Raw genomic sequence first — 25,547 nt, forward strand, 5'->3', positions numbered from 1 at the left:
CTCTTCAAGAGTTGTTCCTACGGCGCCCGGCCCGGCCACGCTTTGCAGCAAAGCGTGGCCTCCGGCGGCGGAATGGGCACGCTTTGCTGCAAAGCGTGACCCGGGCGTCGGGCCCCTTAGGACCAACTCTTCAAGAGTTGCGGTGATCTTGGGGTGCACCCACGCGGCGCGCATCGTCGCGGGGCGCCGTGGACTCCGTCAGAGTGGTGACCAGGCCCCGCAGGCCGGGCCAGGTCCAGGCGCCCATCAGGCTGATCTGGAGCCAGTTGCGATCCCGCAGGTAGCCGCTCTGATAGGCGAGCAGGTAACCCGCCGCCTCCATCCGTGCGCCGATCACGGCGGCGTCCAGCGTCGGCGGCAGCGCCATCGTGCAGATCCCCGGCGCCGCCTCGTCGATCGGGGTCATCGCGGGCAGGCCCATCCGGTCCAGCCGGGCGTGCAGCCAGCGGGCGGCGCGGGCGAGGCGGGAGTACCGGTCCGGCCAGTCGGGGCGGCCGAGGGCGGTGTCGAGCGCGCGGACCAGGTTGGACGACTGGGTGAAGGCGATGCCGTCGGCCTCCGCATAGGTGCCGAGGTCGAGGTAGCGGGGGATCCGGCCGGGTGCGGAACGCGGCACCTCCTGGGAGAAGACGATCGACAGTCCCGGGTAGGCGCCGAGGGCCTTGCCGCTCGCCCCGCTGGCGAGGTAGGCCGACGAGAGGTCGACGGGGAGCGTACCCATCGAGCTGATGGCGTCGACGCAGAGCTTGACGCCCGCCGCGGCGCAGACGGCCGCGAGCCGGGGGAGATCGGTGAGCCGGCCGGTGGAGGTCTCGCAGTGCACCGCCCAGAGCCAGCCGCCCGGCGGCAGCTTCGCGAGCGCCTGCGAGAGCTCCAACCAGGGTGTCGGCGCACCCCACGCGGTGGCGAGGACGGTGTGGTCCAGGCCCATCCGGGCCGCGTGGTCGGCGAGGCGCTCGCCGAACTCGCCGCCGGTGAGCACGACGCCGGGCCGGCCGAGCAGCTTGAGCTGGGCGGCGATGGCGTCGTTGGCGAGGGTGCCGGAGCCGAGCAGAAGCTGCGCGTGCTCGGCCCCGACGAATCCCGCGAGCCGTTTGTGCAGGTCGCGAACGAGATCGAGGTACTGCGGCGAGCGGTGGTAGTCCGGCGGCCGGCTGAATGCGGCGGTGACCTCGGGCGCGACGGCGACGGGTCCGGGCAGGAAGTTCTGCGGCGGGCCGCCCGTCCCGCCGACGCCGGACCAGCTGGTGCGGCGGGCGTCCTCGATCGTGAGGTACATCGGCTGGTAGTGGGCGCCGGGCTCGCCGGTGAGCGGGCCGAAGGGGACGAAGCCCATCCGGCGGTACATCTCCAGCGCCCGCGTCGTCCCGGAGATCACCGCGAGGTCGCAGCCCTGGTCGGCGAAGTGCGTGGCGATCATCATCAGCAGGCGGCCCAGGATCGCGCTGCTGCGGTGGCGGGGATCGACGGCGAGCAGGCGGATCTCGACCGGGGTGCGGTCCCGGGGCAGGTGCCGGTCGAGCTCGCGTACCTTGCTGTCGAGTGAGAAAGGCCTGGTGGAACGCCCGGCGACCATCCCGATCACCTCGTCGCCGTCGAGGCAGATGGCATAGGTGTTCTCAGCGTGGAAGCGGTCGACGAGCAGTCCGTCGGGGGCCGGCCGGTGCTGCGGGATCTCGTCCACGAAGGTGCGGTGGTTGAGCCGGTGGATCGCTTCATGCTCTGCCGATGAGTCGGCGATCTTGTATGTCAGCGTCGGCATCTCGGCAAGATAGCCCTGCAACACCGTCACCACCAAGCCCCGGCCGATCTCCACCAACTCCTGCGTGCGGGTCACGTCGATGCACGCCGACGGTCGCGACCGCGAATACCACGGTGGGTACGCCCACCAGCGCGATCCATTCCCCCGCGCTGATGCGGGGGCCGCTAGTTGCGGATCGCGTTGACCAGTGCGGGGTGTGCGGTCACCCATGCGTCGAGCCGGTCCGCTCGCAGCGCGGCGAAGTACCCGGCCTGGACACTGCCGGTCAGGGCCTCGCCGATGTAGCGGCCGCCGGGAAACAGGCCGTAGCCGGGCAGGCCCACCAGCGTGATCCCGGCCGGGCTGACGTTGCGCAGGGCGTAGACGAACTCGGTCGGCTGTCGCCCGCGACCGTCCACGATGAGCGTGCTGCCGAGCGCCGTCACGATCCGGTCCAGGGCGGCCGGGTCGGTGAGCAGGTTCGTCGCGGCGGCCTTGACCAGCATCGCCTTGATGAGCTGGCGCTGGTGCCGTTGCCGCGCATAGTCGCTGCCCGCGGTGTAGCGCTGGCGCGCGTAGTCCAGCGCCTGCCAGCCGACGAGGTGCGCCTGCCCCTTGGCATAGGTCACCCGGGGACCGGAGTAGCCGTGCTCGCAGCGGCCGCACGCCTTGCGGTGCTTGCCGTCGGGCTGGATGTGGATCGAGACGACCTTCTGGTCGATGTAGAGGTCGACACCGCCGAGGGCGTCGATCAGCTTGCGGTACCCGTTGAAGGTGATCAGGGCGCCCGCATCGAAGCGGGCGATGCCGGTGTAGCGGCTCACCGCCGTCGCCACCAACTGGAAGCCCTGGCGCGGATCGGCCCGGTTGCTGCCGGGGACCCGGGAGCCGTAGCTCATCGCGTGGGTGAGCTTCGAGCGCTCGCCGCCGAACCGGGCCGGTGCGAATGCCGGGATCTCGACCACCAGGTCGCGGGGGAGCGAGGTGAGGTACGCGCTGGTCAGGTCCTTCGCGACGTGCAGGATCATCACGGCGTCGGCGTGCGGCACCCAGCCGGGCTGGCTCTCGCGGGTGTCGATCCCGACAATGAGGATGTTGAGCGGCCCGGTGATGTCGGCACCGGCCGGGGGCGACGGGCTCGGTGACATGCTGGGCGACGCGGACGGCGATTCGCCGGGCCCGAAGAGATCGGCCTGCGGGATGGCGCCGTCCACCCGGTCCCGGACCAGGTTGATCGCGACCACGGAACCCGCGGCCAGCACCAGCAGGACACCGATCACCACAGCGATCCACCGGAATCGACGCGTCATGGGGGCCTCCCGCCGTCGGAGTTCAGCCTACCGACGGACGTCGATGCGCGCTCGGTTCGCTACGCGATGTTCACCTTCACTCGGCGGCGAAGGCGTGCACCCTGCCCAGGAGGGTGCGATAGCGCTCCTGCCGTACGCCGGGGAGGAAGTCCTCGGTCCACGGCTTGCGCTTCCCGGCGAAGTGCATGATCCGCATGTCCCACACCGCCGCGGGGTCCTGCTCGTTGAGCGCGGGCTCCATCCTGTGGCTGTGCATGTGGTTCCAGTAGTGCGGCAGCCGCACCCAGCGCCCGTAGGCGGCGAGGTTGAGCGCGTCCTGGTCGGGGAAGCGCAGGTTGCCGTCGTGCTCGGCGAGGTAGGCGAGGCACTGCTCGGTGATCCGCTGGCGCCGCCAGACCGGCAGGTTGATCAGCAGTACGCCGGAGTTGAAGTACGGCGCCTGCGGGTCGTGCCGCTCATCCACACCGGGCATTCCGCCGTAGGACTCGAAGGTGCCGCTGAAGGCGTCGCGGACGGCGGCGAGCGGCACCTCGTCGTCCATCGGCACCTCCCACAGGGGACTCAGATCGCTCCACACCTGGATGTCGGCGTCGAGGTAGAGCAGCCGCTGCGCGCCGTCGCCGATCAGCTCGGGCAGGAGCAGCCGCAGGTACATCCCCGGGGTGATGTATGTGAGCTCCTGGTGTTTGGAGCTCGGCAGCGAGCGGAACTCGTCGCCGGCGGTGAGCAGGCGCAGCCGGGCCCGGCCCGCGAGCTGTCGTTCCAGGGAGCGCTCCCGCCTCTTCGCGGCCTCTTCGCTGGTGAGGAGCCACATCGTGAGGTCGTCGCGGTGCGGGTGGGTCTCCAGCACCGTTTCGATCGCCACCTGCGCGTGGTCGGCGTAGGTCTCGTCGAAGGCGAAAGCGATATCCATGCCGTGCTATATAGCAAATGTTGCATGGAAAGTGGCGTCCTGAGTCCAATTCTTAACCTAAATAGTTCAGTACTTGCGGATCATGCAGAACACGTTAACCTTCCCGTAACGCGGGACGCGTATGGAAGCGCTCCCACGGCACGCCTAGACTCCGGACACTGATACTCATCACTGTCCAGGGAGTTCGTCGTGCCCGAAACGATCCCGTCCCGCCGCCGATGGCTCACCGCCCTCTGTGGACTCACCCTCGCTGCCGCCGCCCTCGCCGTCCCCGGTGGTGCCGCAGCCGCAGTCCTTCCCTATCAGGACCCGTCGCTGCCGGTCGCCACCCGCGTCGCCGACCTGCTCGGCCGGATGAGCCTCGACGAGAAGCTGGGCCAGATGACCCAGGCCGAGCGCGCCTCCGTCACCACCGCCGAGCTGACCTCCTACCGCGTCGGCTCCGTGCTCTCCGGCGGCGGCTCCGCTCCGTCGTCGAACAACGCCGCCTCCTGGGCCGACATGGTCGACGGGTTCCAGAACGCGGCGCTCGCCACCCCGCTCGGCATCCCGATGATCTACGGGGTGGACGCCGTCCACGGGCACAACAACGTGGTCGGCGCGACGATCTTCCCGCACAACATCGGGCTCGGCGCCACCCGCAACCCGGCCCTGGTGCAGAGCATCGGCCGGGCGGTCGCCGAGGAGGTCACCGGTACGGGCATCCAGTGGAACTTCGCACCCTGCCTCTGCGTCGCCCGCAACGACCGCTGGGGGCGTACCTACGAATCCTTCGGCGAGAAGCCCGAACTCGCCTCCTCGATGACGACGATCGTCACCGGCCTGCAGGGCAGCACCCTCGGTGGCGCACCCGCCTCGGTGCTCGCCACCGCGAAGCACTTCATCGGCGACGGCGGCACCACGGGCGGCGTCGACCAGGGGAACACGCAGATCAGCGAGGCCGAACTGCGAGCGATCCACCTGCCGCCGTTCCAGGCCGCCGTGCAACGGGGCGTCGGCTCGGTGATGATCTCCTACAGCAGCTGGAACGGGTCCAAGCTGCACGGCAACCAGTTCCTCATCAATACCGTCCTCAAGGGCGAGCTGGGCTTCACCGGGTTCGTCGTCTCCGACTGGAACGGCGTCGACCAGATCGACGGCGCCACCGGACTGTCCGGCACCGATGTGCGTACCGCCATCAACGCCGGCATCGACATGGTGATGGCTCCGACCAGCTGGAAGACCTACATCTCGCTGCTGCGCACCGAGGTGCAGGCGGGCCGGGTCACCCAGGCCCGCATCGACGACGCCGTCAAGCGCATCCTCACCAAGAAGTTCGAGCTCGGCCTCTTCGAGCACCCGCTCGCCGACCGGTCCTACGCCTCGACCGTCGGCAGCGCGGCGCACCGGAACCTCGCCCGCAGCGCGGTCGCCCAGTCCCAGGTGCTGCTGAAGAACTCCGGCAACCTGCTGCCGCTGGCGAAGACCGGCGGCAAGATCTTCGTCGCCGGCAAGAGCGCCGACAACATCGGCTACCAGTCCGGCGGGTGGACCGTCACCTGGCAGGGCGGTTCCGGTGCCACCACGCCCGGCACCACGATCCTGCAGGGCATCCGCAGCACGGTCGGCTCCGGCGCCACCGTCACCTACAGCGCCAACGGGTCCGGGATCGACAGCTCCTATCGCGTCGCGATCGCCGTGGTGGGGGAGACCCCCTACGCCGAGGGGCAGGGCGACCGGACCGGCGCGATGGGGCTGGACAGCACCGATCTCACCACGATCAGCACGTTGCGCGCGGCTGGCGTACCCGTCGTGGTGGTCCTGGTCTCCGGACGGCCGCTCGACATCAGCGGACAGCTCGCCAACTGGGCCGCGCTCGTCGCGGCCTGGCTGCCCGGAACCGAGGGGCAGGGCGTGGCCGACGTGCTCTTCGGCGATGTCGCGCCGACCGGTAAGACGCCGATGACCTGGCCCAACAGCGCGAGCCAGCAGCCCATCAACGACGGCGACGGGCAGGCGAGCCTCTTCCCCTACGGCTTCGGGCTCGGTTACGGCGCCGTCGACACGTCGCCGCCGACCGCACCCGGCACGCCCGTCGCCTCGGGCATCACCTCGTCGGGCGCGACGCTCACCTGGGCCGCGTCGACCGACAATGTCGGCGTCACCGGTTATGACGTGCTCAACGCCGCCAATATCGTCGTCACCACGGCGAGCGGCACCTCCGTCACGCTCACCGGGCTCTCGCCCGCGACGCAGTACACGCTGCGGGCCCGCGCCCGCGACGCGGCCGGCAACCAGTCCAGCCCGTCGTCCGCCGTCACCTTCACCACCCTGTCGAGTGTGGACACAAGCCCACCCACCACGCCGGGTACGCCGACCGCGACCGCCATCACCGCGACGGGCGCCACCCTCACCTGGACCCCGTCCACGGACAACGTCGGCGTCACCGGGTACGACGTGCTCAACGCCGCCAACGCCGTCGTCACCACCGTGAGCGGCCCGACGGCGACCCTGACCGGCCTGTCGCCGTCGACGCAGTACACGCTGCGTGCCCGCGCCCGCGACGCGGCCGGGAACCAGTCGTCGGCGTCCGGCGCGGTCACCTTCACCACGAGCGGCACCGGCGGTGGTGCGACGTGCCGGGTGACCTACGTGCCCAACACCTGGGGCGGTGGCGGTTTCGGGGCCAACGTCACGATCGCCAACACCGGCACGACCACGATCAACGGCTGGACGCTCGCCTTCACCTGGCCCGGCAGCCAGCAGATCAGCGCGGGCTGGTCGGCGACGTGGACCCAGTCCGGCGCCAACGTCACGGCCACCAACCTGAGCTGGAACGCCACCCTGGCTCCCGGCGCGTCGACGGGCCTGGGTTTCAACGCCACCTACACCGCGACGAACCCGTCCCCCACGACATTCACCCTCAACGGCACCCTCTGCGCCGTCGCGTAACCGCCCCAATTCCCGTTGATCAAGGGAAGACTCGCCGCATATCGGACCCTCGACATGGTGAGTCTTCCCTTGATCAACGCGAATATTCGGGGCTTACGGGCTTGATCACCCCGGGTGGGGGCGGACGGGGCGGGTGGGGCAGGATTGGTCGGCGTGAGCGACAACCTGACCGAGCAATTGATCGTGCAGCTTCCGACGGGACGCAGTGACGACGACCTTGAACTGCGCTACCAGCTCGAAGAGGCGATCGACGCCGCGCTGACCGAGGAGGACCTCGGCGAGCTCGACGGCGGCGACATCGGCACCGGCACGATGAATGTCTTCGCCTACGTCCGGCCCGAGCAGTGGCAGGAGGCGCTCGCGGTGGTCCGCGGCGTCCTCTCCGAGCTCGAACTCACCGAGCACGCCCTCATCGCCCGCCGCAACACGATGGACGAGGACGCCGAGCCCGAGATCGTCTGGCCCGAGGGGTCCGAGCGCGACTTCGCCTACTGAGGCGGCTCTTTCTCGCGACGTGCGGACAATCTCGATCGCGCTGGACGCAGGTATCGTCGGCCCTTAATGTGCCCTCATGACTTTGCTGGGACACGGCCGCTACTGCGATGAGATCGTGGCGCAGACCGAGCTGCTCCGCACCCTGATCCGCGGCGCCGACCTCGCCGTCGAGGTGCCGACCTGTCCAGGATGGACACTGGAGACGCTGGTGCGGCACATCGGCGGCAACCTCCGGACCGTCGAGACCGCCGTGCGGACCGGCGAGGCGGTCGACAGCCCCGCCGAGCAGGTCGCCGAGCTGACCGGCCCGGCGAGCCACGACCCGGCCGCGATCGAGGCCTGGTTCGCCGAGGGCGCCGCCCGCTATGTCGAGTCGATGCGCAAGGCCGGTCCGGACGTGCAGGCTCAGGTCTGGGGCATTCCCTGGACAACCCTCCCCTGGGTACGCCGTGGGCTGCACGACATCGTCATCCACCGACTCGACGCGTCGATCGCGCTGGGCGTCGACTACAAGCTCGACCTCGACCTCGCCGCCGACTCCATCGACGAGCTGCTGGAGCTCTTCACCGGCCTGCAGGCGATGGGCGCGATCCCGAAGCTCGCCGACCTGCGCGGCCTGGGGGAGTCCCTGCTGCTGGTCGCGACCGACACGGGCCAGTCGTGGCACATCGACTGCGGCGCCGAGGGCTTCACCTGGCGCCAAGGCGAGGGAAGGGCGACGGTCACCCTCGCGGGCAACCTCCTGGACGTGCTGGCGGTCTTCTACCGCCGCCAGCCGGTCACCAGCCCTCGAGTCCAGGTCACCGGCGACACCGCCCTGCTCGACTTCTGGCTGGACCGAGTCTCCCTCACCTGACCGCCCCCCACGCCGCGCAAGCCCCTAATTCGCGTTGATCAAGGGAAGACTCACCATGTCGAGGGTCCGATATGCGGCGAGTCTTCCCTTGATCAACGCGAATTTTTGGGGGTCAGGCGGTGCGGAGGGTGAGGACCGTTATCTCGCTGGGGGCGAAGACGCGTAGCGGGGGACCCCAGAAGCCGGTGCCTCGGCTCGTGTAGAGCTGCGTGCGCTCACCGTGGCGGCTCAGGCCCTGGACCGAGGGCTGGTCGAGCTTCACCAGGAAGTTGAAGGGCCAGATCTGGCCGCCGTGGGTGTGGCCGGAGATCTGCAGGTCGACTCCGGCCGCTGCCGCCTCGCGGACCTGCTTGGGCTGATGGGCGACGAGCAGCACGGGCAGGGACGCGTCGGTGCCGGCGAGCGCGCCGTCGAGGTTGGGGCGGTGGCCGGGGAGTCCGGAACCGGCGGCGGTCGCGTCGTCGATGCCCGCGACGATCAGCCGGTCACCGCCGCGCTCCACCACGACGTGGCGGTTGTGCAGCAGGTCCCAGCCGAGCTCGCCCATCCGGTCGAGCCAGCCCTGTGCCTCGCTGTAGTACTCGTGGTTGCCGGTGACGTAGACCCGGGCCATCTTCGCCCGGATCGTGCCGAGGGGCGCCGACTGCTCGCGCCGCTTGTCCGCGGTGCCGTCGGCGATGTCGCCGGCGTGGACGACGATGTCGGGGTCGAGCTTGTTTACGGCCGCGGCGACCCCGGCCGACCAGCGAGCGCGGTTGATCGGGCCGTAGTGGGTGTCGGTCAGCACGACGACCCTGGTCCCGTCGAGCCCGGCGCCGAGCCGGGGCAGGGTCACCTCGACGTGGCGCAGGCGCGGCACCCGCATCGCCTCGACGGCGCCCCAGATGATGAGCGGGACCGCGACGGCGACGATGGCGACGGCCACGATCCGGGAGCGGACCGGGTTGTCGACCCCGGCGACGATGAGCCCGAGCCGGAGCACGTTGCTGAGCAGGGTCCAGGTGAACAGCACCCAGACCACGCCGAGCATCGTGTCGGCGATCCGAGCCGCCCAGTCGGCGCCGCCGCCGCGATGGCCGAGGTACATCAGGACGGGGAAGGCGATGACGGCCACGGCGAAGACGGCGGTGCCGATGGCGAAGACGGGGGCGGGCCAGTCGGTCGAGGCCGAGACCAGCGCCCACCAGGGCAGGCCGAAGAGGGCGGCGAGCACGAGGAGGACCACCCCGCCGAAGATGAACGGGCGAAGCACCTGCCCCACGCTCCGGCCGGTGTTGATGGGGAGCGATTCGCTGTCTGACATCCGTAGTGCCCCTCGATCGCGGTGGTGGTGCACCGATAATAACGAACCGACGGTCTTTTAACAAAAGGACAGCGGTCTGTTATCGGCAACAGTACTCCGGGATCACGGGTGCCTACGCGGTACGGAAGACGGCCGCCTCGGCGAGGGCGATCAGGCCGGTACGGGCACCGGCGTCGATCGGCAGCGCGGCGAGGTGGGAGAGCGCTTCGGCGTACCGCCGCTGGATCATCGTCTCGACCGCTGGATCATCGTCTCGACGGCCGTGACGGCCCCCGTGTCGGTGATGGCGGCGCGGAGCGTGCGCGCACCGGACTCGTCGAGGCCGGGGCTGCCGTAGAGGTCCCGGATGCGGGTGGACTGCGTGGCGCGGGCGCGCCGGCGGGCGATCGCGATCAGCATCGTCGGCTTGCCCGCGCGCAGGTCGTCCAGGTCCGGCTTGCCGGTGTCGGTGGGTGTGCCGAAGACGCCGAGCAGGTCGTCGCGGAGCTGGAAGGCCGCGCCCAGCGGATCGCCGAAGCCCGCCAAACCGGTGATGAGCCGCCGATCGGCCCCGGCGAGCGCCGCACCGATCTGCAGCGGCCGGGTCACGGTGTAACGGGCGGTCTTGTACTTGATGATCTCCTCGCAGCTCGCCGTCGTGCCGTCGGCGGCGGTGATGTCGAGGAACTGGCCCAGGATGATCTCGTTGCGCATCAGGACCAGCCAGGGCAGCGCCGCGGCGAGCTCCCCGGCGGGCAGCCCGGACTCGTGGAACATCTGCTCCGACCACATCGCGCAGAGGTCACCCGCGAGGATGGCGAGGCTGCCGCCCATCCGCTCGGCGGCCGCCTCGGACTCGTGGGCGTACAGGCGGGCGAGGGAGCGGTGCATGGTGGGTTCACCCCGGCGCAGGTCGCTGGCGTCCATGATGTCGTCGTGGATCAGCGCGAAGCTGTGGAACAGCTCCAGTGACGCCGCCGCGCAGATCAGTCCGGGCTCGGGCGTCCGACTGGTCGCGGACCAGCCCCAGTAGCAGAACGACGGGCGCAACCGCTTGCCGCCCGCGAGGATGAAACGGCGAATGAGCTGCGGCAGCGGTCCCGGCACGGTGTCGGGCCAGTCGGCGGCGCGGGCGTCGAGAAAGGCGGCGAGCGCGTCGTCGAACTGCCCGCGGAGACCGGTGGATGCGCGCAGCGTCGAGTTCGACATGCCTATGACGAAACGCTGCGGCCTGTCGTGGTCGCAAGGGGGCGTGCCGTGGCGCGGAACGCCCACCCCGGTGGTCTCCCACCGAGGTGGGCGGAAGGCCGGGGAGGATGCATACGGTTGACCAGGTCCGCAACCCCAGACGGGAGGGCCTGACCATGGATTTCCACCGTGATCCCACCGGCCTCGTTGCGCGTACGGTGCGGGTGCTGGAGGAACTCGCCTGCAACGGCCGCCCGATGACCCTCTCCGAGCTGACCCGCGCCGCTCTCGTACCGAAGTCCAGCATGCACCGCATCCTGACGATGCTGTTGGAGACGGAGGCGGTGGTCCGCCGAGGCGAGCTTTACCACCTCGCCCGGGAGTTCGCCGAGACCATCCATCACGGACAGCGGGGCGAGTTCACCATCCTGCGCCGAGCGGTCGCGCCCCACCTCGTCGACCTGCACCGCCGCAGCGGTGGCCAGGTCACCAGCCTCGCGGTCCTCGACGGGGACGAGGTTGTCGTCCTGGACAGCATCTTCACCCACGAGCACCACGCCGCACTGCGACAGCAGCCCTACCGGATGCCGGCCCGGACCACCGCGGCCGGTCAGGTGCTGCTCGCGATGGGGCCGGACGGCGAGCAGCGGGTGGAGCTGGAGGATGCCCCGTTGGCCAGGGTCCGCCGGGACGGGCTCGCGGTCTGTCGACGGGAGGTCGCGGAGGAGTTCGCCGGGGTCGCCGTCCCGATCATCGGTCCCCGGGGCGACGTGATCGCCGCGCTCTCGCTCGGCGGCCGCCAGGATCTCATCACCGGCTGGCACCTCGGGAGGCTCCTGCGCCAGATCGCCTACGCCGCGTCCCTCGCCGTCCGCGGCATCGGCACCGGCACTCGGGATCGGCAACGTCCGGCGGCCTGACCTGGGGGTGTCGCCGGATCCCCCCGCTGCCCCGGTCCCGCGAGGCGGCGTCCGGCCGAGGGGGCTTGGCAGCGAGGGCTCCCGCCCCTATATTTGCATTCTCAGTGCAAATACATTTCGGGAGCCGTCCGTGACCGAGTCCATCCCTGATCGACTCTCCGCCCTGGTCAGCGCGTTCCTCGCCGACCACGACCCGCGCGGGGACCGCCTCGAGTTCCTGCGTGCCCGCTTCGACGCCGGGCTCTCCTGGCTGCACTTCCCCGAGGGCCACGGCGGCCTCGGCGTCTCCCGGGTGTTCCAGCCCGCCGTCGACGCCGCCTTCGCCGCGGCCGGTGCGCCCGACAACCGGCCCCGCAAGATCTCCGTCGGCCTCGGCATGGCGGCACCGACCCTGCTGCACCACGGCAACGAAGCCCAGCGGCAGCGGTTCCTCCGTCCCCTGTGGACGGGCGAGGAGGTCTGGTGCCAGCTCTTCAGCGAGCCCGGTGCCGGCTCCGACCTGGCCGGGCTCGCCTGCCGGGCGGTCCGCGACGGCGACGGCTGGGTCGTCGACGGGCAGAAGGTCTGGACGTCGCAGGCCTTCGGCTCGCGGTGGGGCATCCTGCTCGCCCGCACCGATCCAACCGTGCCCAAGCATCGCGGGCTCACCTTCTTCGCCTGCGACATGCACGCCCCGGGTGTCGAGGTCCGGCCGCTGCGGCAGCTCACCGGCGAGACCGAGTTCAACGAGGTCTTCCTCACCGGTGTGCGGCTCGGCGACGACCTGCGTCTCGGCGAGGTCGGCGACGGCTGGGCGGTCGCCCGCACCACCCTGATGAACGAGCGCGTCAGCATCGGCGGCGGCGCGATCCCGCGCGAGGGCGGCCTGATCGGGGTGCTCGCCAAGACCTGGCGCACCCGCCCCGATCTGCGTACGCCGGGCGCCCACGACGCGCTGCTGCGCGCCTGGGTGCGAGCCGAGGCGATCCGGCTCACCGGACAGCGGGTGCGCCAGCAGCTCGCCGCGGGGGAGCCGGGGCCGGAAGGGTCGGCGGTGAAGCTCTCCTACGCCGCGGTCGCGCAGGAGATCACCGGCCTCGAACTGGAAATCCTCGGTGAGCAGGGGCTCCGGCACGACGACTGGACCCTGCGCATGCCGGGCGCGGTGGAGTTCCTCGACCGCTCGCCCACGCACCGCTACCTGCGGGCCAAGGGCAACTCCATCGAGGGCGGCACCTCGGAGATCCTGCGCAACATCGTGGCCGAGCGCGTTCTCGGCCTGCCCGCCGAACCCCGTCGCGACCTCGACCTCGCCTGGAAGGACCTCGCCAAGTGACCAGCACCGACCTGCTCTACTCCGATGTGGACGTCGAGCTGCGGGCGGGCCTGCGGGCGATGCTCGGTGCCCGCAGCGCCTGGCCGGACGTGCTGCGGCGCACCGAGACCGCCGAGACGGCCGACCCCGCGCTCTGGCACACCCTGGCGACGGAGATGGAGCTCGCCGGGCTCGCCGTCCCCGAGGAGTTCGGCGGTGCCGCAGCGGGCTTCCACCAGACCGCCGTCGTGCTGGAGGAGCTGGGCCGGGCCGTGGCGCCGGTGCCCTATCTCAGCAGCGCGGTGATCGCCACGGCCGCCCTGCTCGCCAGCCGGGACGCCGAGCTGCTCGCCGTCGTCGCGAGCGGGGAGAAGCAGGCGGCACTCGCCGTGCCGTTCTCGTCGGGACCGGCTGCCCCGCCGCACACGGTGCATGCCGACGGTTCCGTGCTCACCGGCACGGTCCGGGCGGTCGCGGGTGGGCTCACGGCGGACGTGCTGCTCGTACCCACGGCTGGTGGGCTCTTCGCGGTGAGCGCGGCCGAGGCCGTGCGCGAGCCGGTCGTCTCGCTGGACCAGACCCGGCCGCTCGCGGATCTGAGCTTCTCCGGCGCCTACGGGCGGCTGCTCGCGCGGGGCGACGCGGCCGCCGAGGTGGTGGTGACCGCGCTCGTCACCGGTGCCGCGCTGCTCGCATCGGAGCAGGTCGGCGTCGCGCAGTGGTGTCTGGACACGACGGTGGAGTATGTCCGCGAGCGGCACCAGTTCGGCCGGCCCATCGGCTCGTTCCAGGCGGTCAAGCACCGTCTCGCCGATGTCTGGGTCGAGGTCGCCCAGGCTCGGGCGGTCGCTCGGCACGCGGCGGTGTGCGCCGGTGCGGGCGGCTGGGAGGCGGTGGTCGCGGCCTCGTTGGCCCAGGCCTACTGCGGGCCGGTCGCGGTGCTGGCGGCGGAGACGTGCGTGCAGCTCCATGGTGGAGTCGGCTTCACCTGGGAGCACCCGGCGCACCTGTATCTCAAGCGGGCCAAGAGTTCGGCGATCGGCCTCGGCACGGCCGACCGGCACCGCGCGGCGCTGGCCGCGATGGTCGACCTGCCCCCGGCCTGAGTGCCGTCGGGTCGGTGCCTCGCCGACGACCCGGATCGCTTCGCGATCCACGATCGCCGCACCTCTTGAAGAGTTGGTGTCATCGCCGAGGTCGCGCGTGTGCAGGGAAGGCGCCGTTTGGCACCAACTCTTCAAGAGTTGGTGCCAAACGGCGGGCGTTTCGGCCGGAAGCGGGTGCGCGTTACGAGGCCGTAACAAGGCATTGACGTAGCGCTCATTAAATATACACTCCCAGTGTAATAACAATGACGGTGAAGGGAGCGCGGGTGAACCAGCAATCGGGTCTGGCGCTCGACGGGATCGGAGTGCGCTTCGGCGGCCTGGTCGCGCTCGACGGCGTGACGCTGCGCTGCCCGCCCGGCCGCATCCTCGGTGTCATCGGGCCCAACGGCGCGGGCAAGACCACGCTCTTCAACGTGGTCTGCGGCTTCGTCCGGCCGACCAGCGGCACCATCACCCTCGACGGTCGCCCGCTGCGCCCCAGACCGCATCGGCTCGCCGCGCTCGGCATCGGCCGCACCCTCCAGGGCGTCGGACTCTTCGCCGGGCTCAGCGTGGTGGAGAACGTGATGATCGGCGCGAGCCACACGGCACGGGCCGGGTTCGCCTCGGCGCTGCTCGGGCTGCCGCGCAGCGACCGCGACGAGCGCCGCATCCGTGACGCCGCGATGGAGCTGCTCGCCGAGCTCGGCATCGCCGAGCACGCCGACGCCTCGCCCGGCACCCTGCCCTATGCCCTGCGCAAGAAGGTCTCCATCGCCCGGGCGCTGGCGGCGAAGCCCCGGCTGCTCCTGCTCGACGAGCCGGCCGGCGGCCTCGGCGCCGACGAGATCTCCGAGCTCCAGCAGCTCGTCGCGGGACTCCCCGCCCGCGACGGCGGCGAGACCTCGGTGATGCTCGTCGAGCACCACATGGACTTCGTCATGTCGCTCTGCGACGAGGTGGTGGTGCTCGACTTCGGCCGGGTCATCGCCACCGGATCGCCGCAGCAGGTCCGCGATGACCCGGCCGTCGCGGAGGCCTACCTCGGTGCCGTCGTCGAATCGGGGGACCAGGCATGAGCGAGCTGCTCCTTGCGGTCAGCGGGCTCGTCGCCGGCTACGGCGCCGCACCGGTGCTGCACGAGGTCGACCTCGCCGTCGAGGCCGGGACCATCGTCGCCGTCCTCGGGGCCAACGGTGCGGGCAAGTCCACGCTGTTGCGTACCATCTCGGGGCTCGTCCGACCCGCGGCCGGGACGATCAGCTTCGACGGCGCCGACCTGCGCGGGGTCGCCGTCGAGCAGGTCGTCCGGCGAGGGCTGGCACACGTGCCCGAGGGGCGCGGCATCGTCGAGGAGCTGACGGTCGAGGAGAACCTGCGGCTCGGCGGCCTCTGGCGGGCCCGCGACGCACGCCGTGACGTCGAGGAGATCTACGAGCTCTTCGCCCCGCTCGCCGGTCGCCGCCGCAGTGCCGGTCACCAGCTCTCCGGCGGGGAGCGCCAACTCCTCGCCATCGGCCGGGCCCTGATGGCCAAGCCGCGCCTGCTTCTGCTCGACGAGCCGTCGCTCGGCCTCGCTCCACGGATCACCGCGCAGATCATGGCGCTGCTACGCCACCTGCGCGACGACACGGGCCTCGCGGTGCTGCTCGTCGAGCAGAACGTACGCAGTGCGCTCTCCGTCGCCGATCGAGGTGTCGTCATCTCCCTCGGCAAGGTCGTCGCCGACGCGGATGCCGCGGCACTCCGCGACGACGCGGACCTTCGCCATGCCTACCTCGGATTCTGAGCGGAGTGACTGACGTGGATCGCTGGCTCTTCCTCACCGTCGACGGGCTCTCCCGGGGCGCCGTCTACGCCGCCTTCGCGCTCGCGCTGGTGCTGATCTGGCGCGGGGCACGCATCGTCAACTTCGCCCAGGGTGCGATGGCGGTCGCGACGACCTACGCCGCATACTCCGTCACCGCCGCCACCGGGTCCTACTGGCTCGGGTTCGCCACCGCCCTCGTCGGCGGGCTGCTGCTCGGGGCCGCCGTCGAACGCACGGTGATGCGGTTCGTCGCGCACACCGCCCCGCTCAACGCCGTCATCGTCGCGCTCGGGCTGGTGCTGCTGCTGCAGGCGGTGCTCGGGATGGTCTACGGCAACGAGTTCCGGCCGATCGAGACGCCCTTCACCCGGGACGCGATCGTCGTGGGCGGGGTGTCCCTGGTCAGCCGTTACGACCTGTTCGTCTTCGGTGCGGTCGTGGTGCTCGTCGCGGTGCTGGCGGCGCTGTTCACGCGTACCGAGATGGGGCTTCGCATGCGAGCCGCAGCCTTCGCTCCGGAGGTCTCGCGACTGCTGGGGGTCAAAGTCGCGGGCATGCTCACGCTCGGCTGGGCGCTCGCCGCGGCCGTGGGGGCCCTCGCCGGGATGCTCGTCATCCCGACCGAGCTGGGCCTGCACCCCAACGCGATGGACCTCGTCTTCGTCTCGTCCTTCACCGCAGCCGTCGTCGGCGGGCTCGACAGCCCGCCCGGCGCGGTCGTCGGCGGCCTCGCCGTCGGGCTGGTGCTGTCCTACGTCAGCGGTTACCTCGGCAGCGACCTCACGCCGATCGCCGCGCTGGCACTGCTCCTCGCGGTGCTGCTCATCCGCCCGGGCGGGCTCTTCTCCGGCATCGCGACGAGGCAGGTATGACCATGCCGATCCGTTCCACGCTTCTGCGCCACCTCCTCTACACCCTCGCCGGTGCCGGTGTGCTCCTCGCCGTCACGTCCACACTGGAGCCGTTCCGCAGCTTCCAGCTCGCGACCGTCGCCGCCTACTTCTGCGCCACCGCCGGGCTGACCGTCCTCACCGGACTCAACGGCCAGCTCTCGCTGGGGCACGGCGCGCTGATGGCGGTCGGCGCCTACACGGTGGCGATCGCGCAGAACATGCTGAGCGACGAAGGCTTCAGCGGCGGTTGGCTGCTGCCGGTCTCGTTGCTCGCCGCCGTGCTGACGACCGTGATCGCGGGGCTCGTCATCGGGCTCGCCGCCGCTCGGCTGCGCGGGCCCTACCTCGCCGGCGTGACCCTCGCCGTCGCGGTGACGATCCCGGCGCTGACGACCGCGTTCGACGAGGTCTTCAACAGCGACCAGGGGCTCTCGGTCTATCTGGACCCGCCGCCTGCGAGCCTCGGCCTCACCTTCCCGCTCGAACGCTGGCAGGCCTGGATCGCGCTCGGCACGGCGCTGATCGTGGCGCTGCTCCTCGCCAACCTCGTGCACAGCCGTTACGGCCGCACCCTGCGGGCCGTGCGGGACAACGAGGTCGCGGCGCGGCTCGCCGGGATCAACGTGGCGCGGACGCAGGTCTCGGCCTTCGTCGTCAGCGCCGCCTGCGCCGGGCTCGGCGGCGGCCTGCTCGCGGTCGTCACGCAGAGCGTCTCGCCCGGCGCCTACTCGCTCACGCTGTCGCTGTTCCTGCTGATGGCGGTGGTCGTGGGTGGGCTCGGCAGCCTCACCGGCGCGGTCTGGGGGGCCCTGCTGCTGGTGGTGCTGCCGGACCTCACCCACACCCTCACCGAGGGCCTCTCGCCGTCGGCCGCCCAGCGGCTGGAGGGCAACCTCTCGCTCGCCGTCTTCGGGCTCACCCTCATCGTCGTCATGATCGCCGCTCCCGGCGGCATCCAGGGTCTTTTCCGCAAGCTCACCGGGGCTCGGTCCTGAGCCCCGGGAGAAGTGCACCGTAACCCCCTCCCGCAGATCCACGGACCGATGAAAGGTCGGTGCTAGACATGTATCGCTCGGCACGGCGTGGGCTCGCCCTCGCTGCTTCCCTGACCCTGCTGGTCGCCATCGCCGCATGCAGCAGTGACGGCGACACCCCCGGCACGTCAGCTCCCGTTCCCGGCGTCACCGACACCGAGATCGTCGTCGGTACGCATCAGCCGCTCACCGGCCCCGCGTCCGGCGGCTACTCCAAGATCTCGCCCGCGACGAAGGCGTACTTCGACTACGTCAACGCGGCCGGCGGCGTCAACGGCCGGAAGATCACCTACAAGGTGATGGACGACGGCTACAACCCGGCCACCACGCAGACCGCCGTGCGCCAGCTCGTGCTGCAGGACAAGGTCTTCGCGATCCTCAACGGCCTCGGTACGCCGACCCACACCGGCGTACTGGACTTCCTCAAGACCAACCGGGTCCCGGACCTCTTCGTCGCCTCCGGCAGCCGCAGCTGGGACCAGCCCGACAAGTACCCGGGCACCTTCGGCTTCCAGCCCGACTACACGGTCGAGGGCAAGATCCTCGCCAACCACGTGAAGGCGAACTTCGCCGGGCAGAAGACCTGCTTCTTCGGCCAGAACGACGACTTCGGCCGGGACAGCCTCGCCGGTGTCACGAAGATCCTCGGTGCGGACGGTGTCGCCGCCAAGCAGGAGTACGTCGTCACCAACACCAACATCGGCCCGCAGATCGGCGCACTCAAGGCGGCCGGTTGCCAGGTTGTCATCCTCGCCACGGTGCCCGGCTTCACCGCGCTCTCGCTGGGCACGGCCGCTCGCCTCGCCTTCCGTCCGCAGTGGATCGTCTCCAGCGTCGGCGGTGACTACACCACGCTCGCCAAGACCCTCGGCGACGCCGGTAAGCCGCTGCTGGAGGGCCTGACCGGCGCCAACTACCTGCCCGCCGCCTCCGACACGGGCAACCCGTGGATCCAGCTCTTCCAGAAGATCAACAAGGAGCACAACGGGGACGCGCCGTTCGACGGCAACATCATCTACGGCATGTCCGTCGGCTACCTCTTCGTCCAGGCGCTCCTCGCCGCGGGCAAGGACCTCACCCGCGAGGGCATCATCGCCGCGGTCGAGAAGGGCGGCTTCAAGGGCCCCGGCCTGGCACCCTTCCTCTTCGCCAAGGGCGACCACTCCGGTTACGGCGGCATGCGCATGATGAAGGTGACGGCGGGCGTCCAGTCGTACTTCGGCCCCACCTTCAAGACCGACGAGGCAGAGGCTCCGGTAACGGAGTACGCCGACCCCGCGGTCACGCCCCCCACGTCGGGTGTCCCCACCGCCTGACCGCCAATTTCGCGTTGATCAAGGGAAGACTCGCCGCAATTCGGACACCCCGGATGGTGAGTCTTCCCTTGATCAACGGCAATTAGGGGGTGGCGTTTAGACTTCGGCGCGGGGTCGGGCAGAGGGCGAGGGCAGCGGGATGACCGAGGTGGATTCGCCTGCGCGGGTGGACGGGCGCACGGCGCGGGCCGAGCGGACCCGGGCCGCGATCGTCGAGGCGCACCTCGGGCTGATCGTCGAGGGCGACCTCCGGCCGACGGGGGAGAAGATCGCCGCGCGGGCCGGCACCTCGCTGCGCGCGCTCTGGACCAACTTCAAGGACATGGAGGCGCTCTTCGCCGCCTCCGGCGAGCGCCTCTTCCAGCAGCTCGCCGCCGAGCACCGGCCGATCGACAGCGCGCTGCCGCTGCCGCGCCGCGTCGAGGAGTTCTGCGACCAGCGGGCGCGCATGCTGGAGATCCTCGCCCCGGCCGCCCGCGCCGCGCGTCTGCGCGAGCCGTTCTCGGCTCAGCTCCGCGAGAACAAAACCAAAATGATCGCCTCGGTACGCGCGGAGATAGAACTCCTCTTCGCCCGCGAGCTGGAGCTGGACCCGATCGAGCGGGAGCAGCTCCTGCAGGCGCTCTCGGTCGCGAGCACCTGGGCGTCGTGGTCGATGCTCCGTGACGAGCTGGCCCTGCCGATCGCCGAGGCCCGGGCCGTCATGAGCCGCACGGTCACCGCCCTCCTGTTGGCGGCCATCGCCGGCGGCCTCCGCTAACGACTGCCGCGCTGCGCGTGTTCACCTCAGCCGAGGTGCTCGCGTCACAGCCAAGATCGCCGCAACTCTTGAAGAGTTGGTGTTAAGGGGCGCTGAGGCGGGCCAGCTCCTCGGCCGTGAGGCGCAGGGCTCCGGCGGCGACGTTCTCGGTGAGGTGGTCGGGGTTGCCGGTGCCGGGGATCGCCAGCACATGCGGTCCCTGGTGCAGGGTCCAAGCGAGGCGTACCTGTGCGGGTGTCGCACCGTGCGCCCGTGCCACCGCGAGCACCGCCGCGGTCTCCGCCACCCCGCCGGTCTCGCGGCCCGTACTCGTCACGGCGAAGAACGGTACGAACGCGATGCCCCGAACTCCGAGGTCCCGAACGAACTCGTCGTTGTGGCGACCCAGGTCGATGCCGTACGCGTTCTGTACGCACACCACCGGTGCGATCGCCAATGCCTGCTCGAGGTGCTCGGGTCGGGCGTTGGAGATGCCGAGGTGGCGGATCATGCCCGCGTCGCGCAGTTCGGCGAGCGCGCCGAAGTGCTCGGCGATCGAGTCGACCCCGTGCAGCCTCAGGTTGACGACGTCCATGTGGTCCCGGCCGAGCTGGCGGAGGTTCTCCTCGACCTGCCCGCGGAGCTGATCCGGCCGGGCCAGTCCCACCCACGCGCCGGACGCGTCCCGGCTCGGACCCACCTTCGTCGTGATGACGAGCCCCTCCCGGTAGGGCGCCAGCGCCGTGTTGATCAGCTCGTTCGCGGAGCGCAGCCGGGAGAAGTAGAAGGCCGCCGTGTCGATGTGGTCGACGCCGAGCTCGATCGCGCGACGCAGGACGGCGATGGATCGGTCGCGGTTGCTCGGCACCCCGAGGTCGAAGGCGGCGCTGCCGGTGAGGCGCATCGAGCCGAAGCCGATCCGGTTGACGGTCAGGTCCCCGAGCGTCCAGGTCCCGGCCGAGCCCGCGGTGATCTCATCAGTTGGCATTGAGCGACTCTAGCTCCGGACCTTGAATGGTTTGTGCTGCCAGGGCAGCGGAAACCATTCAAGGTCCAGAAGGACCCAGCCCTTTAGGACCAACTCTTCAAGAGTTGCGACGATCTTGGCCGCGCCGCGCCGCGAGGGCACGCTTTGCTGCAAAACGTGGCTTAGAAGACGACGACGGAGCGGGCGCCCTCGCCTCGGGACAGGCGGGCGAAAGCCTCGGGGGCCTCGTCCAAGGTGATCCGGTGGCTGATCAGCGGGCGCAGGTCGAGGTCGCCGTCGAGAACGGACTGCGCGAGTACGGGTAGGTCGCGATCGGGATCCGACGAGCCGTAAACCGACGACCGCAACGTCCGGGCCGAGTGGAAGATGTCGAGCGCGCCGAGGGTGACCAGGTCGTCGCGCTTGCCGATGCCGAGGACCGTGACGCTGCCACCGCGCCGGGTGCCCTTCCACGCGGCCGTGATGCTCGCCGACCGGCCGACGCACTCGAAGGCGTGGTCGACACCCCGGCCGCCGGTCGCGGTGCGGATCGCCTTGACCAGCGTGTCTCCGGCGAGCAGGAAGTCGGTGGCGCCCGCCGCGAGAGCGAGGTCGCGCTTCGCCTCGGTGACGTCGACGGCGATGACCTGCGCGGCTCCGGCGGCCCGGGCGGCGATGACGACGGAGAGCCCGACCCCGCCGAGCCCGATGACCGCGACCGTGTCGCCCTCGGCCACGCCGGCGGTGTTGCGTACGGCACCGACGCCCGTCAGGACCGCGCAGCCCAGCAGTGCGGCCTGCTCGGCGGGTACCTCGGCGGGGAACGGCACCACGGCGCTCTCCCCGACGACGACCTCCTCGGCGAGCGAGCCCAGCCCGAGCGTCACGTTGACCGGCACACCGTCGCGGGTGGACCCGCCCGGGTAGGACGGGGTCCCCGACGTCTCGCAGATCCACGGCTCGCCGTTGTCGCAGAACCAGCACTCGCGGCAGGCGGGCGACCAGTTGAGGATCACGTGATCACCGATGTGGACTGACCGGACGGCGGAGCCGGTCTCGACCACGACGCCGGCCGCCTCATGGCCGAGGACCAGCGGGAACTGCGGGCTCAGCGTGCCGTTGACCATGGAGAGGTCGGTGTGGCAGACCCCGGCCGCGAGGATGCGGACGCGTACCTGGTGCGGTCCGGTCTCGGGCAGCGTGATCTCCTCGATGCCGGGCGGGGTGTCCCGGTCGCGGGCGACGAAGGCCCGCACCGTGCGGCTCATCGCTGGATCGCCTTGATCTGCATGAACTCCTCCAGACCGAAGTGCCCCAGCTCGCGGCCGAGCCCGGACTGCTTGTAGCCGCCGAACGGGGCGAGGGGGTTGAAGGCGCCGCCGTTGATGTCGACGGCACCCGTACGCAAGCGCTTGGCGACGGCCGTGGCCCGGTCGGGATCGCCGGACCAGACACCGCCGGCGAGGCCGTAGCGGGAGTTGTTGGCGATCTGGACCGCGTGGTCGTCGTCGTCGAAGGCGAGCACGCTCAGCACCGGTCCGAAGATCTCCTCCTGGGCCACGGTGCTGTCGGGAGAAACGTCGGCGAGCAGGGTGGGCGCGACGAAGTAGCCCGACGGCGGGACCTCGGCATCGAGGCCGCCGACGACGGCGCGGGCGCCTTCGGCGAGGCCGGTGTCGATGAAACCGCGCACCCGGTCCCGCTGACCCGCCGAGACGAGCGGGCCGACGCGGGTGGCCGGGTCGAAGGGGTCGCCCATCGTGTAGCCCGTCATCGCCGCCGCCGCCAGCGAGACCGCCTCGTCGTAGTGGTCGCGGTGGACCAGCATCCGGGTCCAGGCGGTGCAGGTCTGGCCGGAGTTGAGCAGGGCGTTGCCGACGCCGACCTTCACCGCCTGCGCGAGATCGGCGTCGGGGAGGATCACGTTGGCGGATTTGCCGCCGAGCTCCAGGGCTACCCGGGCGATGCGGTCGGCGGCCAGGTGCGAGATGAGCGCTCCGGTCGCGGTGGAGCCGGTGAAGGAGACCATGTCGACGCCGGGGTGGGCGGCGATGGCGGCACCCACGTCGGGGCCGGTGCCGCTGACGAGGTTGACGACGCCGGGGGGCAGGCCGGCGGCGGCGACGGCGTCGAAGAGGACGTACGCCACGAGCGGCGTCAGCTCGCTGGGCTTGAGCACGACCGTGCAGCCCGCCGCCAACGCCGGGGCCACCTTGGCGACGACCTGGTGCAGGGGGTAGTTCCACGGGGTGATGGCGCCGACGACGCCGACCGGCTCGCGTACCACCTCGGTGTTCTTGATCGAGAGCGCTGCGGGCGGTGCTGCGGCGAGTTCGACGCAGCTCGCCAGGACCGTGAGCGGCAGGCCGGCCTGGACCCGCGTGGCGAGCTTCATCGGGGTGCCGAGTTCGAGGGCGACCGTGGTCGCGATCAGCTCGGCGCGGGCCGTGAGCTCCTCGTGCAGCCTCGCGAGGTGCGCCGAGCGCTCGGCGGGGGAGAGCACCGCCCACCCGGGCCATGCCGCGCGGGCTGCGGAGACGGCGGCGTCGACATCGTGCGCGTCACCGGCCGGGACGTGGGCGAGCGCCTGCTCGGTGAAGGGGTCCTCGACGGCGATGGTGCCGGTGCCGTGCGGGGCCGTCCAGGTGCCGCCGATGAAGTGCGCGGAGCGGTCGTCGATGCCGGGGCGGGTCGCTGCCATGCAAGCACCTCACGGAGAAGAAACTATCAGTGGAAGTTTTACCGTAGTCGGGTCAGCGAGGTTCCGGCAAGGGCGGCAGCGGGCCGATGATCCGCTCGTACTCCTCGGACAGGCCGGCGATGAGGGCCGTGAGGCCGAGGGTGAAGGCGCCCTCGTCGACGCTCTTGCGGTGCTCGACGAGCAGGTGGGCCTGGCCGAGATGGGGGTAGTGCTGCGCGTAGACCTCGGGATCGCCGACGAAGCCCTGCGCGAACGAGCCGAGCGCCGATCCGATCACGAGATAGCGCATGAGCGCCCCGATGTGGGTGGCGCGCGCCGGTGGCCAGCCCGCGTCGACGAGCCCGCCGTAGACCGCGTCGGCCATCGCGAGCGCCGCCGGCCGCCGCCCCGGGCCCTGGGCCAGAAACGGCACGATGTGCGGGTGTTCCCGCAGCGCATCGCGGTAGGAGCGGCCCCACAGCTGGATCGCGATCCGCCAGTCGTGCCGCCCGAAGAAGGAGGTGTCGACGAGCCCGATGATCGCGTCGGCGACGCCGTCGAGCAGCTCGTCCTTGGTCGCGAAGTGGTTGTAGAGGGACGGGCCGCGCACGCCCAGCTCGGTGGCGAGGCGGCGGGTGGAGAAGGCGGCGAGGCCGTCGGCGTCGATGAGCGCGGTCGCGGTCTCGATGATCCGCTCGCGGCTGAGCAGCGCCTGGCGGGGCCGTGCCATGGCTTCCTCCTCTCGATCCGTCGTGCTCGCGGCGCCGGTGCCACGTTTTGCAGCACAGCGTGGCCTCCTCGCGCATCCAGGCCACGCTGTGCTGCAAAACGTGACAGGTGACCGGCGCGCGGTGAAACTCTGCCACACGTAGGGCTGGACGCGATAAAACTAACAGCGCTAGTTTATCCGGATGGACCTGACCCTCTCCCCGGAGCAGCTCGCCGTGCGGCAGCTCGCCGCCGAGTTCACCGATCGCGAGATCATCCCGCACGCGGCGGCCTGGGACCGGCGCGAATCGGTCGACCTCGGCATCGTCAAGAAGCTCGGTGACCTGGGCTTCCTCGGCCTCACCATCCCCGAGGACCGGGGCGGGTCCGGCGGCGACCACCTCAGCTACTGCCTCGTCATGGAGGAGCTGGGCCGGGGCGACTCGTCCGTGCGCGGCATCGTCTCGGTCTCGCTCGGCCTCGTCGCCAAGTCGATCGCCGCCTTCGGCACCGGCGAGCAGCAGGAGGAGTGGCTGCCCCGGCTCTGCTCCGGCGACGCGATCGGCTGCTTCGCCCTCACCGAGCCCGGCACCGGCTCCGACGCGGGCGAGCTCACCACCCGCGCGGTCCGCGACGGCGACGACTGGGTCATCGACGGCGCGAAGGTCTTCATCACCAACGGCACCTGGGCCGACGTCGCCCTGGTCTTCGCCCGCACCGGCGCCGACCAGCCCGGACGCAAGGGCATCAGTGCCTTCCTGGTGCCGACCGACACACCCGGCTTCGGCCGCACCGAGATCCACGGCAAGCTCGGCCTGCGCGGTCAGGCCACGGCCGAGATGAGCTTCAGCGGGTGTCGCGTACCCGCCGCCGCCCTGCTCGGCGCCGAGGGGCAGGGCTTCCGGATCGCGATGGCCGCCCTCGCCAAGGGCCGGATGTCGCTCGCCGCGGGCTGTGTCGGGGTGGCCCGGGGCTGCCTGGAGGCGTCCGTGGCCTATGCCGGGGAGCGGGTGCAGTTCCGCAAGCCCATCGCCGGGCACCAGCTCGTGCAGCAGCTCCTCGCCGAGATGGCGGTCGACGCCGACGCGGCCCGGCTGCTCGTCTGGCGCGTCGCCGACCTGATCGACCGGCACGAGCCCTTCGAGACCGAGGCCTCCATGGCGAAGCTCTTCGCCAGCGAGGCCGCCGTCCGCTGCGCCAACAACGCGCTCCAGGTCTTCGGCGGTTACGGGTATATCGATGAATACCCCGTCGCCAAGTACCTCCGTGACGCCCGGGTCACAACCCTTTACGAGGGCACCAGCCAGATCCAGCAGCTCATCATCGGCCGCGCGCTGACCGGAATCAGCGCCTTCTAGCCCATCCGTCCACCATGGAGGCTC

The 25,547-nt window shown here is 70.9% G+C and carries 22 protein-coding genes; 13 read left to right on the top strand and 9 right to left on the bottom strand.

Annotated elements, in window-relative coordinates; all coding sequences use genetic code 11:
* Positions 1-130: 130 nt before the first annotated feature.
* The 3 genes from F4553_RS29810 to F4553_RS29820 form a co-directional block, all read right to left on the bottom strand.
* The gene (locus tag F4553_RS29810; protein ID WP_221470535.1) at positions 131-1,762 is read right to left on the bottom strand and encodes a GNAT family N-acetyltransferase; all 1,632 of its coding nucleotides are present in this window, start codon (positions 1,760-1,762) and stop codon (positions 131-133) included.
* Between the two features lie 164 nt (positions 1,763-1,926).
* Positions 1,927-3,051 carry an LCP family protein gene (locus F4553_RS29815; protein ID WP_184842555.1) on the bottom strand — a complete coding sequence of 375 codons (1,125 nt, stop codon included), beginning with the start codon at positions 3,049-3,051 and terminating at the stop codon, positions 1,927-1,929.
* 76 nt (positions 3,052-3,127) lie between these two features.
* Entirely contained in the window at positions 3,128-3,964 is an 837-nt protein-coding gene (locus tag F4553_RS29820; RefSeq protein WP_184842557.1) for a glycosyltransferase family 8 protein, read from the bottom strand.
* A gap of 189 nt (positions 3,965-4,153) precedes the next feature.
* Between F4553_RS29820 and F4553_RS29825 the strand changes: the two genes are divergently transcribed.
* The 3 genes from F4553_RS29825 (at position 4,154) to F4553_RS29835 (ending at position 8,246) form a co-directional block, all read left to right on the top strand.
* Positions 4,154-6,895 carry a glycoside hydrolase family 3 N-terminal domain-containing protein gene (locus F4553_RS29825; RefSeq protein ID WP_184842560.1) on the top strand — a complete coding sequence of 914 codons (2,742 nt, stop codon included), beginning with the start codon at positions 4,154-4,156 and terminating at the stop codon, positions 6,893-6,895.
* 153 nt (positions 6,896-7,048) lie between these two features.
* On the top strand, positions 7,049-7,390 hold the full coding sequence (locus F4553_RS29830) for a hypothetical protein (protein ID WP_184842563.1): 342 nt from the start codon (positions 7,049-7,051) through the stop codon (positions 7,388-7,390).
* 76 nt (positions 7,391-7,466) lie between these two features.
* A complete protein-coding gene (locus F4553_RS29835) occupies positions 7,467-8,246 on the top strand; it encodes a maleylpyruvate isomerase family mycothiol-dependent enzyme (protein WP_184842566.1) in 780 nt (259 codons plus the stop codon).
* 112 nt (positions 8,247-8,358) lie between these two features.
* Here the strand turns inward: F4553_RS29835 and F4553_RS29840 are convergent, their stop codons facing one another.
* Both F4553_RS29840 and F4553_RS29845 read right to left on the bottom strand, forming a co-directional pair.
* A complete protein-coding gene (locus tag F4553_RS29840; RefSeq protein ID WP_184842569.1) occupies positions 8,359-9,549 on the bottom strand; it encodes a metallophosphoesterase in 1,191 nt (396 codons plus the stop codon).
* Between the two features lie 225 nt (positions 9,550-9,774).
* Positions 9,775-10,737: a polyprenyl synthetase family protein gene (locus F4553_RS29845; protein WP_184842572.1), complete on the bottom strand. Its 963-nt coding sequence runs from the start codon at positions 10,735-10,737 to the stop codon at positions 9,775-9,777.
* A 155-nt stretch (positions 10,738-10,892) separates the two neighbouring features.
* On the opposite strand from F4553_RS29845, the gene F4553_RS29850 reads away from it, so the two are divergent.
* From F4553_RS29850 to F4553_RS29890, 9 genes are all read left to right on the top strand, one after another.
* On the top strand, positions 10,893-11,636 hold the full coding sequence (locus F4553_RS29850; protein WP_184842575.1) for an IclR family transcriptional regulator: 744 nt from the start codon (positions 10,893-10,895) through the stop codon (positions 11,634-11,636).
* Between the two features lie 130 nt (positions 11,637-11,766).
* A complete protein-coding gene (locus F4553_RS29855; RefSeq protein ID WP_312875440.1) occupies positions 11,767-12,951 on the top strand; it encodes an acyl-CoA dehydrogenase family protein in 1,185 nt (394 codons plus the stop codon).
* Entirely contained in the window at positions 12,948-14,036 is a 1,089-nt protein-coding gene (locus F4553_RS29860) for an acyl-CoA dehydrogenase family protein (protein WP_184842578.1), read from the top strand. Before F4553_RS29855 ends, F4553_RS29860 begins: the two co-directional genes overlap by 4 nt.
* Before the next feature lie 266 nt (positions 14,037-14,302).
* Positions 14,303-15,097 carry an ABC transporter ATP-binding protein gene (locus F4553_RS29865; RefSeq protein WP_312875441.1) on the top strand — a complete coding sequence of 265 codons (795 nt, stop codon included), beginning with the start codon at positions 14,303-14,305 and terminating at the stop codon, positions 15,095-15,097.
* On the top strand, positions 15,094-15,807 hold the full coding sequence (locus tag F4553_RS29870) for an ABC transporter ATP-binding protein (protein ID WP_184842583.1): 714 nt from the start codon (positions 15,094-15,096) through the stop codon (positions 15,805-15,807). Before F4553_RS29865 ends, F4553_RS29870 begins: the two co-directional genes overlap by 4 nt.
* Before the next feature lie 14 nt (positions 15,808-15,821).
* Complete coding sequence (locus F4553_RS29875) at positions 15,822-16,700, top strand: branched-chain amino acid ABC transporter permease (protein WP_184847094.1); 879 nt, start codon at positions 15,822-15,824, stop codon at positions 16,698-16,700.
* Positions 16,697-17,716, top strand: a complete 1,020-nt coding sequence (locus tag F4553_RS29880; protein ID WP_184842586.1) for a branched-chain amino acid ABC transporter permease — start codon at positions 16,697-16,699, stop codon at positions 17,714-17,716. Before F4553_RS29875 ends, F4553_RS29880 begins: the two co-directional genes overlap by 4 nt.
* Positions 17,717-17,784: 68 nt before the next feature.
* Positions 17,785-19,071 (top strand): ABC transporter substrate-binding protein, encoded by a 1,287-nt coding sequence (locus F4553_RS29885; RefSeq protein ID WP_184842588.1) that lies wholly within the window; start codon positions 17,785-17,787, stop codon positions 19,069-19,071.
* Between the two features lie 139 nt (positions 19,072-19,210).
* Positions 19,211-19,831, top strand: coding sequence for a TetR/AcrR family transcriptional regulator (locus F4553_RS29890; protein WP_184842591.1), 621 nt, complete (start codon positions 19,211-19,213; stop codon positions 19,829-19,831).
* A gap of 82 nt (positions 19,832-19,913) precedes the next feature.
* Here F4553_RS29890 and F4553_RS29895 read toward each other — a convergent pair whose 3' ends face one another.
* The 4 genes from F4553_RS29895 to F4553_RS29910 all read right to left on the bottom strand — a co-directional run bounded on the left by F4553_RS29895 (position 19,914) and on the right by F4553_RS29910 (position 24,187).
* Positions 19,914-20,798: an aldo/keto reductase gene (locus F4553_RS29895; protein WP_184842594.1), complete on the bottom strand. Its 885-nt coding sequence runs from the start codon at positions 20,796-20,798 to the stop codon at positions 19,914-19,916.
* A gap of 161 nt (positions 20,799-20,959) precedes the next feature.
* Positions 20,960-22,045, bottom strand: coding sequence for an alcohol dehydrogenase catalytic domain-containing protein (locus F4553_RS29900; RefSeq protein ID WP_184842597.1), 1,086 nt, complete (start codon positions 22,043-22,045; stop codon positions 20,960-20,962).
* Entirely contained in the window at positions 22,042-23,478 is a 1,437-nt protein-coding gene (locus F4553_RS29905; RefSeq protein WP_184842599.1) for an aldehyde dehydrogenase family protein, read from the bottom strand. The genes F4553_RS29900 and F4553_RS29905 overlap by 4 nt, the downstream gene beginning before the upstream one ends.
* Positions 23,479-23,530: 52 nt before the next feature.
* Positions 23,531-24,187: a TetR/AcrR family transcriptional regulator gene (locus F4553_RS29910; protein WP_184842602.1), complete on the bottom strand. Its 657-nt coding sequence runs from the start codon at positions 24,185-24,187 to the stop codon at positions 23,531-23,533.
* Between the two features lie 181 nt (positions 24,188-24,368).
* Here F4553_RS29910 and F4553_RS29915 point away from each other — a divergent pair, with 181 nt between their 5' ends.
* Positions 24,369-25,523 carry an acyl-CoA dehydrogenase family protein gene (locus tag F4553_RS29915; RefSeq protein WP_184842605.1) on the top strand — a complete coding sequence of 385 codons (1,155 nt, stop codon included), beginning with the start codon at positions 24,369-24,371 and terminating at the stop codon, positions 25,521-25,523.
* Positions 25,524-25,547 lie beyond the last annotated feature (24 nt).

Source organism: Allocatelliglobosispora scoriae, from assembly GCF_014204945.1.
GTDB classification, from domain to species: Bacteria; Actinomycetota; Actinomycetes; order Mycobacteriales; family Micromonosporaceae; genus Allocatelliglobosispora; species Allocatelliglobosispora scoriae.